This is a genomic window from Alteromonas sp. KS69, from assembly GCF_003989595.1.
In the GTDB taxonomy this organism is placed as follows: domain Bacteria; phylum Pseudomonadota; class Gammaproteobacteria; order Enterobacterales; family Alteromonadaceae; genus Alteromonas; species Alteromonas naphthalenivorans.
Map to the genome: position 1 here is coordinate 1 of NZ_PYHU01000012.1, position 15,922 is coordinate 15,922.

Below are 15,922 nucleotides of genomic sequence, written 5' to 3' on the forward strand. Positions count from 1 at the left end.
GATTTTGGTTGACCACGTCAGCGTGTATCTAACAGACCGAAATCACGGAACAACAGATAGATAGGAATTAGCACCCCAACCGGTGGAAGCATTTTGGTTGATAGCATCCACATCAATAGGTTTTTAGTTCGCTTAGTTTGCACAAAGGCCATCGACCATGCAGCCGGAATAGCAATCAGCAGTCCAAGCAAACTTGCTCCTAATGAGATGATCACAGAGTTCATAAAGTGATCGAAATAAGGTGAGCGAGCTAACACATCTTTGTAGTTCTCTAGCGTCCACTCAAACATAAATAAGCTTGGCGTGGCTGAAATCGCTTCAGATTCCGTTTTAAAGCTGGTGATCATGGTCCAAAGAATAGGAAAGAAAATCATCCCACTGATGGTCCACGCTAAAATGGTGTAAATAACTTTTGATTTATTCGTGCTGTTCATTACCTAGCCCTCCAAATTCTTGCCGATAAGGCGCATTAAGAAGATGGCAACAATGTTGGCAATAATGACTGCCACAATTCCACCTGCTGAACCGCCGCCCACATCAAACTGAAGTAGCGATTGGGTGTAAATTAAGTACGTAATATTGGTAGAGGAATAACCTGGGCCACCACTCGTAGTTACCAATATTTCTGCAAAAATAGACAGCAAGAAAATGGTCTCAATAAGAATAACTGCGGTGACTGCTCGGGATAAATGCGGCAACACAATGTAAATAAATTTACTGAACGGGCCTGCACCATCTAAATCCGCCGCTTCTAGTTGCTCTCTATCTAACGATTGAATAGCGGTAAGTAAAATTAGCGCCGCAAACGGCAGCCACTGCCACGACACAATAATGATAATGGATAGCAACGGAATTTCTGCAAAGAAATCGATAGGGGTTGCACCAAAGAATTCGGCAAGATGAGCAAACAGCCCGTTTACCGGGTTCATGAACATGTTTTTCCACACCAATGCGGAAACCGTTGGCATAACAAAAAACGGTGCCAATACCATGATGCGGACATAGTTTCTGCCCCATATGGCTTGGTCGAGCAATATGGCTAAACCAATACCGCCGCAGATGGTAATAAACAGCACACCGCCAACTAGCAATAAGGTATTAAAAAATGACTCTATAAAAGCAGGATCGGTGAGAAAAAACTCGTAGTTCAAAAAGCCTATGTATTCATTATCGCCAGGCATGAGCAAGTTATAATCTAAAAACGAGAAATATAACGTCATGCAAAGCGGAACAATCATCCAAGCTAACAGCAAGGTGACCGAAGGAAACAGCATCATTTTGGCTAAGGTACGAGATTGGGTAGTCGCCATTGCTAAGCCCCTTACAAGTGAAAAAAGTGGGTAAGTGCACCTTGCACCTACCCGTGGTTAACGTTTTATTATTTTGGGTAACGCGCTTTGCGCATGGCTCTTTCAACTAGTCGCTGAGAGCTTTGAAGTGCTTGGTCTACCGTCATGCGGCCCGTTAGTGCTGCACTAAACTGCTGACCAACTGCTGTTCCTATGCCTTGAAACTCAGGAATAGCAACAAACTGGACACCCACATAAGGCACTGGTTCTACCGTTGGATTTTTAGGGTCTGCAGAGTTGATAGAATCAAGAGTAATTTGCGCAAAAGGTGCCGCATTCATGTACTCAGGGTTTTCGTAAAGCGAAGCTCGCGTACCAGGAGGTACATTTGCCCAGCCTTTCTTTTCAGCCACTAATACAGAGTATTCTTTTGAGGTAGCCCAGCTGATGAACTTCATCGCTGCATCGCTTTTCTTACTGCTGGAAGGAATAGCTAATGTCCATGCCCACAACCAGTTTCCGCGTTTACCTAGGCCGTTATCTGGCGCTAGAGCGAAACCTACTTTGTCTGCAACTTCAGAATCTTTCTCGTTTGTCACAAAACCGCCTGCAACCGTTGCATCAATCCAAATACCGCATTTACCGGTTTGAAACAGCGCTAAGTTTTCATTAAAGCCGTTCGCTGATGAACCTGGAGGGCCATACTTGTCCATTACATCAACATAGTATTCTAAGGTGTCTTTCCATGCTTTGGAGTCAAACTGAGGCTTCCAGTTTTCATCGAACCAGCGTGCGCCAAACGAGTTAGACATAGACGTTAGCAATGCAATATTTTCGCCCCAGCCCGCTTTACCACGAAGACAAATACCGTAAACACCTGCTTCTTTGTCTGTCATTGCTTCGGCTGCTTCACGGATAAATTTCCATGTAGGTGCTTTTGGCATTTCAAGACCGGCTTTGACCATTAAGTCAGTGCGGTACATCACCATTGAACTTTCGCCGTAAAACGGTGCAGCATAGAGTTTGTTATCTACTGACAGGCCGCTACGAATAGCAGGCAGTAAATCTTCTACGTCATAATCAGCGCCAAGGCCATCAAGCTCTTCCAACCAGCCTTGGTTACCCCAAATTGGCACTTCATAAGTACCAATTGTCATCACATCGTACTGGCCGCCGCCAGTGGCTACGTCGGTAGTGACACGTTGGCGTAGAATGTTTTCTTCAAGCGTTACCCACTTTAAATCAATACCTGGGTTTTTCTCTTCAAAGTCGCTACTCAGTTCTTTCATGGCAATCATGTCGCCATTGTTTACTGTTGCGATGGTAATGGTTTCAGCTTGCGCCGCCGTGGTTATCGCCAATGCACTGGCAATCACTAAAGATAATTTTTTCAACATCGGGTAGTTCCCCTTTAGGTTTTGAAGGGTATGACTTCCCCCTCCCCTTCATTTTCGATGGGGATAAAAGTCATACTCGTTTCATTACTTAATGTTTTGGTTGGTTTGAAAGCGTCAGCGTTTTAGATAAAACCGCTGACGCTGCTGAGCGTTTATTGAATTAGAACTTCACTGAAATTTCAGACGTTATGCCATCGAAACCTGTACCAATCTGGCCACCAGAGTTCACGCCTTCGTCTTGGTTAACGTATTCCACTTTCCACAAGGTTCTGTCGTTTATCCAGTAACCTGCAGATACTTGTAAACGCGTGACTTCGTTGTCAGTTTGTTCAATTAGGTCAGAGGTATTTTCTGACTCTGCGTAACGTGCCGCTACGTAAAGCTTCTCAGGAAGAATATATTGTTGGGCTTCTAGCGCCCAGTACTGCACCGATGAATCGCCTTCAATCACTTGGTTTGAATCAAAGGTTGTACCCGCTGGGTCTAACACGCCATCGGTACCAAAGTAAGTAATACCCGCCACCGCGTTTCCATCGGAATCGGCAAAGGTGTAGTCGTCAGACGCTTTACCTAACATCACAATAACACTCGTTTGATCAGATGGTTGGTAAGCCAAGTTCAATTGCATAATTGACTGGTTCAAGCCTGGCAGTGCGCCAACATGGGTATCACGCTCACTAGATGCAGAGGCCGAAAAGTTATAGTTCTCACCATCGCCGAAACGATAGTTGGTGGTGGTTACGCCATCAAGGCTTGCTACACCATCTGTGAATACTAGCTGGTCGCCTTGATTAGCTTGAAACATATTCAAGCCGGCTTTGAAACCACCTTTAAATTCAAGGGTACCTTGCAATCGATAGTTGTAGCCTCGGTCTTCTTGGAACGCTTCGCCGAAGCTAGACGTAGTCATGTGACCCGCCACATTGTAGGAACGAAGAATGCCGCTATCGAAGGTTTCGGTGTAGCTTAGTTGAATACCGTTCTCAGCTGTAGCGTAGTCGTTGATACCATTACCAATTAACGCATTACCTTGGTTGTCAGCGCCATCTTGGAATCCTTTAAACTGGAAAGGAGATGCGCCAATATTACCTACTCGCAAGATAAGGCTTGAATTCTCTTTTTCATAACCAGTAAGGCCAAACATATCAAACTCTATGCCGGCGAAATCTTGGTGGAATGAGAAGTCTCTGTCGCCATTATTACCAAAGTCATTAGGTTCTTCAGCAATATCGATATCGGCTGTGATGTTGTCGGTAATTTTAAACTTGAACATCAAGTTAACGCGCAAACGGCCAAAACCATCTGATTGTGTTTCATCTTCAGGGCGAAACGCGCCGTCTTTTGCTTGAATAGCCTGATAGTTCTGCATAGCTAGAAAATTAACTTGAACACGACCATCTAGAAACTCATTAGGTTCACTCGGCGGCACATACATTGGCTAGGTTTCGCTTAGTTCCTGAGCCACTACGAGTGACGGCGCCATAGCAGCCATAATCGCTGATGCCAGTACGCTTAACCCTGCAGTTTTAAAATTAGATCGAGAAGTCGCTTGTTGAAGCTGGTTATTTTCTAACATGGTGAACCCTCAAGTTTCTATGTTCGGTTTTATAAAGTGATTGGAATTTTCGTCAGACTCGTGTCTGCGCATATTCTCTGTTCGCTATGAGCAAAACCTTTGGGATAAACCAAATCGGTCACATGCTCAACATTTGGGCATATGACCATTTTTATATTTTAACGTCAACAACTTTTTTAACAAATAGTTTTCATTTATATTTCAAATTAAAATTAACCAAATAAATTCAATTACATAACAAAATAACATCAAGATTACATTTACATTTAATGTAAACGATAACAATTAATCCAGAATGAAAAACGATTAAACTTTGTTATTGGAAGTGCAACTCGAGAAAGGAAAGCAAAGAGCAAAAGATAACAACCATGGCAATAAACCACACCAGTTCTTAAACTTTTGACCGAAATAGAGTGTATTTTCGAAAGGTTTTTTTAGGCGCATAATATTATGGTAGGACTAGGGTGAAGAACGACATCATGATTTAGACCATGAACGACACCATGCTATTTTGAAATTGAACTAGGTTTTGTAACGGGCTTTCCGGCAGGCGTTCTGTTTGGCTCCTGCCTATGTGACAACTACTCGAATCAACGTGGAACTGCCGCAATAATTCTATTGCGCCCCGCATCTTTTGCTTTGTATAAGGCTTTATCTGCACGTCTAAATGCATAAACGATATCAGCAGCGTCTGTACATATTGTCCAACCTATACACGCGCCAATTTTTAAACCGCTAAGCTGCTGAAGGCTCAGTGTATTAATTTGCTTGTGAATATCGGCTAGCGTATCGCTAAAATGCTGTTCACTTACGTTTTGTTGAATAATAGCAAACTCTTCACCACCAAATCTTCCCGCCATACATTCCTTGCTATTTAAGGGCTGCAGTATTTTGGCAATTTCAATCAACACCGTATCGCCTGCTTCATGCCCGAAAGTGTCGTTAATATTCTTAAAATGATCTAGGTCTATCAACGCCACTGCAATGTGATGATGATTATCCGCCTCTGATGAAAAGCTAGCGTCTACGAATAAATCGATACTTCTTCGATTCGGTAAGTTCGTTAACCCATCGTTAGCAGCTAGCTTTTTGAGCATTTCATTTGATGCGCGTAATGCTTTTGTACGCTCTTGAATTAGCGCCTCAAGCTTCGACGCTTGCTCGCTTTTTAATACGGCATTGGCCTTCTCGGTATCACGCTCTTTTTGGACTATTTTGACGAAAAGCCGAGACGCTAATATCACCATGAACATACATGTAATCAATACGCCAACCATGAACATGGTGATAGGATCTAATTGAAGGTCAATACCAAAAAGAGCAATAAGCACGAGCGAAAGGGTACTTAACACTACAGGGAAAATCGTCACCGCCAGCCACTTTGCCCTGTCAGAGCCATTTTTGTGTTCTTTGTAAATCACAATGCTTGCGAAAATAACAAAGGGAAACAGTAGAATAACGGGCAAACGTAACGCTTCATCTAACCCTACGTAACGCCATACCAGCAAGCCGAGAAAAGGCAAGATTGATCCGCAAAATATAGCAAATTTCAATCCATAAATAGTCCTATTGGGGCGCTTCAAACTAGAAAACACGGTCCATCCTGCCGTGAGCAATACGGCGTAAATACTAGCGGCGTAAGTGATGTCATTTAACTGGGGGATGGTTGGCCATAAAATTTCAAAGGCGTAACCAAATACCCTGAAAAACCAAAATGATGTGGCAAAGATAAAAGCGGCGAAACTCAAAAACGCCATCTTTCTTGTGATAGTAAAAACAACCAAACTAAGAATGGTTAGTATCGACATAGCCCCGAAAAATGTCATATCACGCTGCAGCGAATCGACATACATTTTGTTCACCTTTTCAGGGGTGGCAACAAAAAAGTTGTAGCGCAGTATTTTTCCTTCCATGTGACCATAGATTTGCATTTTATCTTGAGCGGGAAGAATGAACGGGAAATGGTAGTTAGGTACTAGCACTTCTCGGCTTGAAAATGGCAGCGCATCGCCGGTTATCCACGTGTGGGTGCCATCTGACACGTACAGATGCTCAATCGAAGGAAAAGCAATAGAAAACCAAAGGGGAACAGGCTCATTACGTGCATTTTCAATGGTCACCCGAAAATGCAAATATTGGTGGGGTGCGCGGCTTATTTTACTCTGATCATCTACCCATAATTCGTCTCCTACTAGAGTATCACCATCAGCAACTGCAAATTCCATGTGACCAGTTAAATCGTACTCTAATGCCTTATCTTCAAATAAAGCCGTGCTATAGCAAGCTGTACTTTGCACAATAAAAAACAGTGCGAAAAGCATAGGCAGAAGCCTAACCATGTAAGATCCTTATACAAACAACACACACTTTAAAATAATAATATAGGTGTGTTTAATACCTCAGGTACATCAATAATCATCACATTCGTCATGAAATGCATCTATTTCTGAGTCATTAAAAGTATATCACTAACGGTTTGTTTTCAAACGTTGATTTCACACATTGAAATGTATGATCGTAATAGAAGGTACAAAAAACAGCATCATCTAATCCTAAAGTTACCGCCAAACTTACGACCCTGGTTCTCGCCTTATCGTCACCCTTTTTTGTTGAATGAGCGTCTCTAACGAAGTCTTATTGAAATCTCCAACAAATGCTTCTTCATCATGAACTGACTCTAAGCCTACCCAGGTATTTTTACCCGATGCTTTGGCGAGATATAAACACGCGTCTGACATCTCAATCAATTTTTCCAAATGACATGAAATAACCTTGGTTGGAATAAGTGGATAACATACGTAACCTACCGAGCAAGTTATCGGTAGGGCCGTGTTGTCGTGCATTTCAAATTTTGTGTCATTAATCGCTTTTACTAGGCGCTGCGCTAACACCATGGCACTTTTACGATCAACAAACCTTGCTACCGCAACAAACTCTTCCCCGCCCCACCGAACAATATAATCAGATTGCCTGAATACATGTTCTAATCGCTTAGAAAACTCTATTAAGACTTCATCACCTATTTGGTGACCAAATCTGTCATTCACTTGTTTGAAGTCATCAATATCTAGAATGAAAACCAGCAAATCTGAGCCAATGGGTTTACGGCCTTTGCCTTGATGCCAGTCGGAAAACTCTCGGTTGCACAGTGCGATATCTGTTTTAATAAATTTTTGTAAATAACGGCGATTCTTCAAACCTGTTAGTGTATCGGTGATACTTTCAGACTCTATTAGCTTAAGTGACTGAATGAGCTGTTCATTCTTTTCGCTTAGCTCTCGGGTTTGAATTCTAACTTTCCACTCTAGGCGTTCGTTTGCTTTGCGCAATGTGTAACGCCGGTATAATACAAACAGAAGAGAAAATAGGATGACAATGAGCCCAATAAACACGTTTTTCAAAAGCAACTTTTCGTTTAGCGCGGCTTGCTCAAGAGCCTGCTCTTTTACTTTCAAATTTAGCTCTAGCTCTTTACGTACAGACTCAGTTTGCGCTTGCACATTTGCTATCGCTTCCACTTTATTTTCATCGTTAAGTTGTTCTTTGACTCGCATCAGTGTTTTAAGCGCAAGAAAAGCAGCATCGTAGCGACTCATTGCTTCTAGTGAATTTACTTTGGCCTCATGGAACTGGACTTCAATGGGTAGCCGCTCTGCCTGCTTCGCTTTTTCTATTCCCTGATTAGCATAGTCGATAGAAATTTCATATTTATTGGTAATAAATGCATGCTGCGCAGCAACTACCAGAGCATTCAATGTAAGTGCTGGGAATCGACCATTGGCGGTACGTAATACGTTTTGGATAACCTCGTTGGCTTTGTCGTAACCACCTCTAGCGATATATATTTTAGCCAGCGTTAACTTATACATATCAGCATATTCAGTCGACTTAACTTCATTAAAAAGACGAATGGCTTCACTAGCATGTGATTCGGCAGCTTCAAAATCTGACAGCGCTAATAATGACTCAGCAATTAAGGCATTGTTGAATGCAATATTTTGAATCATGCCACGCTTGGTATCTATCTCCAGAGAGCTATAGAAATACGCTAATGCACTGCGGTGAGCCCCCATCTTGGCATTTAGACCCCCTAAGCTATACAGCACCTGTGACTTTTCAGCATCACTGCCTTGTTCTACAGCATGAGCGAGCGCGGTTTGGTACGCCATAATAGCCCCTTCATAATCACCGATAGCGCCCAACGCCATGCCCATATAACTGCCGACAATACTTAGGCTTTTTTTATCATCTAAGGCCTTGTAAATCCGCTACGCGCGATGGTAATAATCAAGGGACAAGGGATATTCAGACATGCTGTAGTAGGCGTAACCAAGCATGGTATAGACATGAGCTAATGCAAAATCGTTAGACAAACGAGAATACATTAACTCAGCTGACTTCAATAATTCGATAGCGTGTGAGTATCGAGTTCGGCTGATCTCATTCTCGGCTGTAATAGTGGCTAGATCAGCTTGTAATTCGGGCGTTTGTGAATGGTCTACTATGCGTTGCAGATCTTGCGTTAACAACTCTGCTTTCTCAATGTCTCCTAATTCCCTTTCATTACGAATAGATGCTTTTAACGCATCGACATCCCCTTTCTTGCCGGTACCAGTATGTTGGGCGTCAGCGTGCTGGGCCTCAACATGCATACTCGTGATAAAAACTAAAAAGAAAAGGAATCGCAGGATGTGCATTTAGGGCCTAAAAATAAGTCGTTTCGTCCAATGAACTACCCAAAGAATAGCTGCAAACACCTAATTCTGCACAGATTTATTTGAAATAATGTAAGGCGTTTATTTTGATAAGTGGGTGTGATTTGTCTACTTTCACTTTTTGAAAAATAGTTGGCCTATAAAAAAGCCGGGCGATTTCTCGACCCGGCCGACAAAACGGGAATATAGTTAGTCTACTTCAATTTCACCTTCTTCAATTGCTACTATTCTACGAGCCTCTACATAGGTTTTTATGGCCCATAGTGTCTCTTGATCTAAAATGGGTTCAGACTGCCCTTCTGGAATTCCGCCTAACGCAGGCATGCCTTTTGATGATCCAAAACGAAGGCGCTCTACATACCATTCATCGTCTTCCATACTTTCGGGGTCGAGCAAACGTAAATCTGGGTTTATGCCACCTGACTGCGCATGAAGACCATGACAAACGGCACAGTTATTTGAGTAGGCTGACTCGCCAAATTCATACACCTTCTTGTGAGTTTCTTCATCTAAATTACGATAAGGGTTTTCAAACACCCAGCCATCTTCAGACTCATCACCATCGGTAATTTTTTGCATTTCAGAGCTGTCAGCGCCTTGTGGCGTCACGTTGCCATGTGCTGCTAACTTGTGCGCCGTTAAGGCCAGAAAAAGCGTTGTAATTAAAAGAGATACTTTTACTTTCATCATTCATACATCCTCTCAAGCTGATGAAAAAATTATACTGAATGTGATAATTGGGGTAACTCTACTTTGGTTTTGAAAGGCTCCTCCTTTGGGAGGATAAAGGCTATTTCAGATATAAAAAAGCCGATACCTACAAAGGTATCGGCTTCTATCGTATTTAAAACAAATTAGTTCTTAGCCACTTGTTCATAACGCTTTGGTAATTTAAACGTCCACACCGTACCACCTTGGTTTAGGTGCTTAACCCGCTTAGCAACTTCGCCGCCCCATAAAGGCACTGCACCGCCCCAGCCAGACAACACAGACACATATTGCTCGCCTTCCATCTCCCAAGTTACTGGCGACCCTACAATGCCTGAGCCGGTTTGGAACTTATAAACCATCTTTCCGGTTTTATCGTCAAAGGCCATTAGGTAACCTTCTGGGTTGCCTGTCCATACTAGACCGCCGCCTGTAGTCATTACCCCACCCCATAGTGGCGCATAGTTGTTATAACGCCATACTTCTTTACCGGTTTTAGGGTCAATGGCGCGAAGTACACCTATAAAGTCTTCATTGACAGATTTGATAGTAAAGCCAGCACCTAAGTAAGCAGCGCCCTTTTTATATGAGGTGGTTTCGTTCCAAATATCCATTTCCCATTCGTTGGAAGGTACATAGAACAAACCCGTATCAGGTGAATACGCCATAGGCATCCAGTTTTTTCCACCTAAGAAAGCAGGACGAGCGACAACCTGTGCGCCTTTTTTACCATCGTCTGAAAGTGACGGATTACCAGGACGCGTTTCGTCAATGTAAAGTGGGCGGCCATTCTCATCTAGGCCTTTGGCCCACGTTAGCTTATCTACAAACGGGAAGCCTCGAATGAAATCACCATCTTCACGGTTCAATACATAAAAGAAGCCGTTTCTATCTGCAGTGGCAGCGGCCTTCACCGTTTTACCTGCCTCTTCATAATCAAACGATATAAGCTCGTTTACACCATCGAAATCCCAGCCATCGTGTGGCGTAGTTTGAAAGTGCCATACAATTTTTCCCGTTTTAGGGTTAATCGCTAAACGAGATGAAGAGAAGTAGTTATCGCCAGGGCGAAGGTGAGAGTTCCAAGGTGATGGGTTACCTGTACCAAAGAATAACAGCCCTGTATCAGCATCATAAGTGCCGCCTAGCCAGGTTGCAGCACCGCCAGTTTTCCATAAATCTGCAGGCCAAGTTTTACCCGCCCCGCCGCCAGAAATACCATTCTCGGTTTTTTTACCGTCTTTCCACATATAACCCATGTGGCCTTCAACAGTAGGTCTAACCCAAATCTGTTTGCCAGTTTTAGCATCAAAGGCGTATACCTTTCCTACTACACCAAATTCACCACCCGAGTTACCCGTTATCACCATACCATCAATAATAATAGGCGCGGCAGTAATGGAGTAACCAGCCTTGTAGTCTTCTACTTTTTTCTTCCATACGGTTTTGCCCGTATCTTTATCAAGGGCTACCAGTTTGGCATCAAGGGTGCCGAATATGACCAAATTATCGTACAAGGCTACGCCGCGATTAATCACATCACAACAAGGCATAATACCATCGGGCAAACGAGCTTCGTACTGCCAGAGTTCTTCGCCAGTCATCGCATTAATGGCCCATACGCGAGAGTAAGAACCCGTCACATACATAACGCCATCTTTTACCATAGGCTGAGACTCTTGGCCCCGCTGTTTTTCGCCACCAAGCGAAAATGCCCAAACTGGGCGAATTTCTTCAATGGTGTCTTTGTTAATTGCAGATAGTGGGCTATAGCGCTGCGCGCGTAATCCCATGCCATACGATACGATATCGTCAGTAGTGGCTTGGTCGTTTTGTATATCTTTGTCGGTCACGTTAGCTTGAACGGGGGAAATTGCCCCCGCACAAACCAATAAAGCTAAGGCAATTCTTTTTAGTGGTAGTTGTTTATTCATAACGTTTCCTAATGCGTATTGGCCATGAATGTGTCTGATTTTCAGACTATTCGATAGAATTAGAATAGCGGTGCCCGATGGGCGTGCCTATGGAACGGCTGAGTGAATTGTCCCCTCCTTTAGGAGGAGGAATTAACAGGAAATATGCCTAATAAGAGTGGAGCTATTGCAATAGCATTGCTCGCCAACATGACTTAACGGCATTACTCAACAGCATAATAATCAGGCATTTCATAGGCGGCGTGATACTGACTAAAAATGTGCGCCATTTTTTCGGTCAGTACCATCTCGGTAATTACATCACCAACTTCATACGCTAGGGTTCGGTAGTCGTTGTGCGCGGCTATACCTAAGTCCCACTTCTGTTTTCCTATAAGAGGAAACGCGTTGCTAGCAAGTTTAAATTTGGAGCTATCGACGAATTGAGACAAGTAGCTAATTTGTGTTCGAAGGCCCATTACCGCATCAACATTACCTTTTTTCATAGCATCGATGGCAAGTTCATTGCTGGCATACTGAGAGGTGTTATCTCGTAACCTTCCGCCAAAGGCCGAGGTGAGGTAAAAATGAGGAATACTGTCTATTTCTGCACCAATGGTATGGTATTGAAACATCGCCATGGTCTCTACCTCTGGCAATTGCTCTGTGTTGTGAATTATCTGCCAGCTTTCTTGTTGATACGGTGCGAACATGTGAACTAACTCATTCGCTAATAAGCCAATATCGTCCCGTTTTTGGGAAAAAGAACGGTCGTATGGAGCACGCATCATTAAGTCAGCTTTTACTTTGTGAATAATGTGCCCCTTCCATAAAAAATTACGAAAATCGTCTTCCGTCGTTTCCCCTGGGGTCATCCAAGTTAACACTAATTCCACATTGAATTTAGCAGCAATTTCTTTAGCTATATCAACATCTATTCCTTTCGCTGAACCCGCTTCCATGTATGAGTAAGGTGGGTAGTCATTATAAACCGCAATATTAATCTTCTTACTTTCGATAATGTCATCAAAAGATCGAGCAAAAACACTGGTGCTTAATACACTCAAGCTTAAAAAACTTAAAAGTATGAAGGGAATAAAATAAAAGGTTCGCAAACAAGTCACTACGAGAAACTCTCTTGACGCTAAGTACTTTCAATACTAATGCGCAGACAGGCATTCACGAATGCTACTTTAGCGCCATAGCATTCCTCCTTTAGGAGGATGTTATTCGGGAATAATGCCATATACCCTTTTTGTATCGCGATTTATAAAAAGGCCTTCTTGTGAAAAGCAGTGTGATGAGAAGTGTGAGAAAAGCCCTTCGCTGGTTCATGGAAAAAGTAAAAATATGGATAGGAGTATCAATCCTATTGATAAGCGTATCGGCCTTGCATGCCAATGTTCATGCCCAATCGGGGAGTCAGCCAGAAAATAAATATGTAGGGCAAGCTGAAGCCCAACCTAGCACTACGAACATTGTCTATATTAACGTGGAGCGCCCTCCCCCCGCAGGAACGCCTTCGTATTTAACCCGTCCTAATGACGAAGGAATTGCGGGTGCCGAAATTGGCATTGAAGATGCCAATATTACAGGAAAATTTTTGGGCTATTCGCTGTCGCTTGCCCGCCTTGACGCTTTTGACTCAGCGGCTACCGATGTGATTGCCAATACCTCTGTGGTGCTTATCGATAGCCCAGACGCTCAATATGAAAAAGCCGTTCGTTCGGTAGTGTCTATTAACCCCAGCGCATTAGTGGTGAATGTAGCCAGTGGCAAGGATGCTTTTCGTCAACAGCACTGCGAACTTAACGTACTGCACACCTACCCTAGCTACCAAATGAAAACCGATGCGCTTGGTCAGTGGCTTAGAACTAAGCGTTTGAGCTCTGTGCTTACCTTGCGCGGCTCCCATGAAAGTGATCAGGCTTACTTAGACGCGTTTTTACGTACCGCGAAGAAATTTAAGTTAAATATTGTTGAAGAGAAGATATGGCAGGCAAGTTTTGACTTACGACGCTCTGCATTTTCTGAAATTCCCCTTTTTACTCGAACTAAGAAACCTTACGACGCTATTTTTGCTGCCGACACCCAAGGTCAGTATGCCTACAGCTTACCCTTTAATACCCACCTTATTGTGCCCATTATAGGGTCGGCAGGTTTGAAACCCTTAGGGTGGCATTTTACTCATGAGCAATGGGGCGCAAGGCAGCTGCAAAATCGTTTTAAGGAAAAGTTTTCGCGCAATATGAATGACGTAGACTTTGCTGCTTATGCAGCCATTATCGCCGTTTCCACCGCCATACAGCAAAGTAAACTGAGTGGCACTGGTAGCAGTGCTAACGATAGCTTAATCGGCACGCAATTATTTAACGCTTTGGTAGAGGAGCAGCTTAGTATTGCAGCCTACAAAGGCAGACAATTAACTTTCAGAAAAGGCACACGCCAACTTCGACAACTCATTGCGCTAGCCCACGAAGAAGCCCTAGTTATTCATGCCCCGCTGCCCGGCTTTTTACATCAATCTGACGAGTTAGACACCCTGGGTGAAACGAATAAAACCTGTAAGGACCCACTATGATTTCTCGCTTCACGAAAAACCGCTTTATGGCAAACAGCTTTTTGATAATGAGCTTTTGGGCAAGTAGTTATAGTGCCAGTGCATTGCCACAGGCATATGTAACCAATGAAAAAGACAATACCCTATCAGTCATTGATATGAATACGTTTGAAGTCACCGATACATTAGACATTGGTGAGCGTCCAAGGGGCTTTATATTAAGCGCTGACCAAGCCCATGCTTACATTTGCGCCTCGGATTCCGATCGCATTCAAATTATCGATTTAGACACCCATACTATTGTCGGTGATTTACCGTCAGGTGAGGATCCTGAAACCATTGCCCTTCACCCCAATGGCACTACCATTTACACCGCCAATGAAGACGATGCCCTGCTCACCGTTATTGATATTCCCACCAGCCAGGTAATTGCACAAATAGATGTAGGGGTTGAACCTGAAGGGTTAGCGGTAAGCCATGACGGCCGCATGATGGTGGTTACTTCAGAAACAACAAACATGGTGCACTGGATAGACACCAACACCCACGAGAACATTGCTAATAGCTTAGTAGATGCTCGCCCGCGAGACGCTCACTTTACTGCTGACGATAAGTACCTTTGGGTAAGTTCTGAAATTGGCGGCACAGTCACCATATTTGATACTCAAACCAAGCAAAAAGTACAGACCTTGTCTTTTGCAGTTAAAGGCGTGTACCGCGACAAAATACAACCCGTTGGTATATTGCTGATGAAAGACTCCCCTTACGCGTTTGTCGCCCTAGGCCCAGCAAATCGCGTTGCTGTGGTAAACACTAGTACGTTTGAAATAGAGAAATACATAGTTGTAGGACGGCGCGTGTGGCAATTAGCCTTTAACCAAGACCAGTCACTATTACTCACCACAAACGGGGTAAGCGGCGACGTGTCGGTTATTAATACTGAAACTCTCGATGTTGAAAAAACGATTAAGGTGGGACGTTACCCATGGGGAATTGCCGTTAAATGGAAATAGATATCCAAGGGGTTACCCACACTTACGGCAAAGTAGCAGCCCTTGATGAAATTTCACTGACCCTTAAACCGGGCTTTAATATTTTACTTGGCCCTAATGGCGCAGGTAAAAGTAGCCTATTTGGGTTGCTCACAGGGTTACAACGAATTGGCCAAGGAAATATTTTATTTAATGGCAAGCCGATAACAAAAAACCGCGCTTCGATTATGAAAAATCTCGGCGTGGTGTTTCAGCAAAGTACGCTAGATATCGACCTTACCGTAAAGCAAAACTTAGCCTATTTTGCCTCGCTTCACGGACTCGCCCCAGACAAATCAATTTCACGTATTACTGATTTATTGACGAAACTTGATCTTAGCGACCGCCTGAACACTAAAATCCGTTATTTAAATGGTGGCCACCGCCGTCGTGTTGAGCTGGCAAGATGCCTTATTCACCAACCTAGTACCTTATTACTCGATGAACCCACCGTAGGGTTAGATATTGCTTCTCGGCGGTTAATTCATTCGGTGGTTCATGACTTAGCAGTGAAACAAGGCGTGACTGTGCTGTGGGCTACTCACCTATTTGAAGAAGTATCGCCGACGGATCCCCTCGCCATATTACTAAATGGGCAATTAGTAGAACGAGATATTTGCTCGGCGCTGCTTACTAAACATCAGGTCTCGGATATTCATCAGCTTTGGGATGTATTAACTCGTGCAAACTAATATCAATACCCTCTATAAGTGCAAGCAAATTACACAGACTA

13 protein-coding genes and 1 pseudogene are annotated in these 15,922 nt (G+C 43.4%); 3 read left to right on the forward strand and 11 right to left on the reverse strand.

What is annotated here, in order from left to right; genetic code table 11:
• Window positions 1–20: 20 nt before the first annotated feature.
• The 11 genes and pseudogenes from C7Y69_RS09760 to C7Y69_RS09805 form a co-directional block, all read right to left on the reverse strand.
• Window positions 21–434 (reverse strand): annotated as a pseudogene (locus C7Y69_RS09760) (carbohydrate ABC transporter permease); the annotation flags it as partial.
• A gap of 3 nt (window positions 435–437) precedes the next feature.
• Window positions 438–1,310, reverse strand: coding sequence for a carbohydrate ABC transporter permease (locus C7Y69_RS09765; RefSeq protein WP_013782745.1), 873 nt, complete (start codon window positions 1,308–1,310; stop codon window positions 438–440).
• Between the two features lie 68 nt (window positions 1,311–1,378).
• Window positions 1,379–2,686, reverse strand: a complete 1,308-nt coding sequence (locus C7Y69_RS09770) for an ABC transporter substrate-binding protein (RefSeq protein WP_013782744.1) — start codon at window positions 2,684–2,686, stop codon at window positions 1,379–1,381.
• 160 nt (window positions 2,687–2,846) lie between these two features.
• Entirely contained in the window at window positions 2,847–4,121 is a 1,275-nt protein-coding gene (locus tag C7Y69_RS09775) for a hypothetical protein (protein WP_126872578.1), read from the reverse strand.
• A 3-nt stretch (window positions 4,122–4,124) separates the two neighbouring features.
• The gene (locus tag C7Y69_RS21555) at window positions 4,125–4,262 is read right to left on the reverse strand and encodes a hypothetical protein (RefSeq protein WP_013782742.1); all 138 of its coding nucleotides are present in this window, start codon (window positions 4,260–4,262) and stop codon (window positions 4,125–4,127) included.
• Between the two features lie 590 nt (window positions 4,263–4,852).
• A complete protein-coding gene (locus C7Y69_RS09780) occupies window positions 4,853–6,601 on the reverse strand; it encodes a diguanylate cyclase (RefSeq protein ID WP_126872579.1) in 1,749 nt (582 codons plus the stop codon).
• Window positions 6,602–6,832: 231 nt separating this feature from the next.
• Entirely contained in the window at window positions 6,833–8,476 is a 1,644-nt protein-coding gene (locus C7Y69_RS09785) for a GGDEF domain-containing protein (protein WP_126872580.1), read from the reverse strand.
• Between the two features lie 54 nt (window positions 8,477–8,530).
• Window positions 8,531–8,959 (reverse strand): hypothetical protein, encoded by a 429-nt coding sequence (locus C7Y69_RS09790; RefSeq protein WP_013782739.1) that lies wholly within the window; start codon window positions 8,957–8,959, stop codon window positions 8,531–8,533.
• Between the two features lie 207 nt (window positions 8,960–9,166).
• Complete coding sequence (gene pedF / locus C7Y69_RS09795) at window positions 9,167–9,667, reverse strand: cytochrome c-550 PedF (protein WP_013782738.1); 501 nt, start codon at window positions 9,665–9,667, stop codon at window positions 9,167–9,169.
• Window positions 9,668–9,831: 164 nt separating this feature from the next.
• Window positions 9,832–11,619: a PQQ-dependent methanol/ethanol family dehydrogenase gene (locus C7Y69_RS09800; protein WP_126872581.1), complete on the reverse strand. Its 1,788-nt coding sequence runs from the start codon at window positions 11,617–11,619 to the stop codon at window positions 9,832–9,834.
• A 203-nt stretch (window positions 11,620–11,822) separates the two neighbouring features.
• The gene (locus C7Y69_RS09805) at window positions 11,823–12,722 is read right to left on the reverse strand and encodes a substrate-binding periplasmic protein (RefSeq protein WP_126872582.1); all 900 of its coding nucleotides are present in this window, start codon (window positions 12,720–12,722) and stop codon (window positions 11,823–11,825) included.
• A 176-nt stretch (window positions 12,723–12,898) separates the two neighbouring features.
• Here C7Y69_RS09805 and C7Y69_RS09810 point away from each other — a divergent pair, with 176 nt between their 5' ends.
• Genes C7Y69_RS09810 through C7Y69_RS09820 form a run of 3 tightly spaced genes read left to right on the forward strand, consistent with a single transcriptional unit; the run spans window position 12,899 to window position 15,881 of the window.
• Window positions 12,899–14,179: a hypothetical protein gene (locus C7Y69_RS09810; RefSeq protein WP_260563491.1), complete on the forward strand. Its 1,281-nt coding sequence runs from the start codon at window positions 12,899–12,901 to the stop codon at window positions 14,177–14,179.
• A 47-nt stretch (window positions 14,180–14,226) separates the two neighbouring features.
• A complete protein-coding gene (locus C7Y69_RS09815; protein WP_260563497.1) occupies window positions 14,227–15,171 on the forward strand; it encodes a PQQ-dependent catabolism-associated beta-propeller protein in 945 nt (314 codons plus the stop codon).
• Entirely contained in the window at window positions 15,162–15,881 is a 720-nt protein-coding gene (locus C7Y69_RS09820) for an ATP-binding cassette domain-containing protein (protein ID WP_013782733.1), read from the forward strand. The genes C7Y69_RS09815 and C7Y69_RS09820 overlap by 10 nt, the downstream gene beginning before the upstream one ends.
• The last annotated feature ends 41 nt before the right edge of the window (window positions 15,882–15,922 follow it).

What these genes read in the sequence shown, in the direction of transcription:
- C7Y69_RS09780 (WP_126872579.1), bottom strand. Translation starts at nt 6,601, where the DNA reads ATGGTTAGGCTTCTGCCTATGCTTTTCGCACTGTTTTTTATTGTGCAA.
- pedF (WP_013782738.1), bottom strand. Translation starts at nt 9,667, where the DNA reads ATGATGAAAGTAAAAGTATCTCTTTTAATTACAACGCTTTTTCTGGCC.
- C7Y69_RS09815 (WP_260563497.1), top strand. Translation starts at nt 14,227, where the DNA reads ATGAGCTTTTGGGCAAGTAGTTATAGTGCCAGTGCATTGCCACAGGCA.
- C7Y69_RS09770 (WP_013782744.1), bottom strand. Translation starts at nt 2,686, where the DNA reads ATGTTGAAAAAATTATCTTTAGTGATTGCCAGTGCATTGGCGATAACC.
- C7Y69_RS09790 (WP_013782739.1), bottom strand. Translation starts at nt 8,959, where the DNA reads ATGCACATCCTGCGATTCCTTTTCTTTTTAGTTTTTATCACGAGTATG.
- C7Y69_RS09765 (WP_013782745.1), bottom strand. Translation starts at nt 1,310, where the DNA reads ATGGCGACTACCCAATCTCGTACCTTAGCCAAAATGATGCTGTTTCCT.
- C7Y69_RS09775 (WP_126872578.1), bottom strand. Translation starts at nt 4,121, where the DNA reads ATGTATGTGCCGCCGAGTGAACCTAATGAGTTTCTAGATGGTCGTGTT.
- C7Y69_RS09785 (WP_126872580.1), bottom strand. Translation starts at nt 8,476, where the DNA reads ATGGGCATGGCGTTGGGCGCTATCGGTGATTATGAAGGGGCTATTATG.
- C7Y69_RS09800 (WP_126872581.1), bottom strand. Translation starts at nt 11,619, where the DNA reads ATGAATAAACAACTACCACTAAAAAGAATTGCCTTAGCTTTATTGGTT.
- C7Y69_RS21555 (WP_013782742.1), bottom strand. Translation starts at nt 4,262, where the DNA reads ATGTTAGAAAATAACCAGCTTCAACAAGCGACTTCTCGATCTAATTTT.
- C7Y69_RS09820 (WP_013782733.1), top strand. Translation starts at nt 15,162, where the DNA reads ATGGAAATAGATATCCAAGGGGTTACCCACACTTACGGCAAAGTAGCA.
- C7Y69_RS09810 (WP_260563491.1), top strand. Translation starts at nt 12,899, where the DNA reads ATGAGAAGTGTGAGAAAAGCCCTTCGCTGGTTCATGGAAAAAGTAAAA.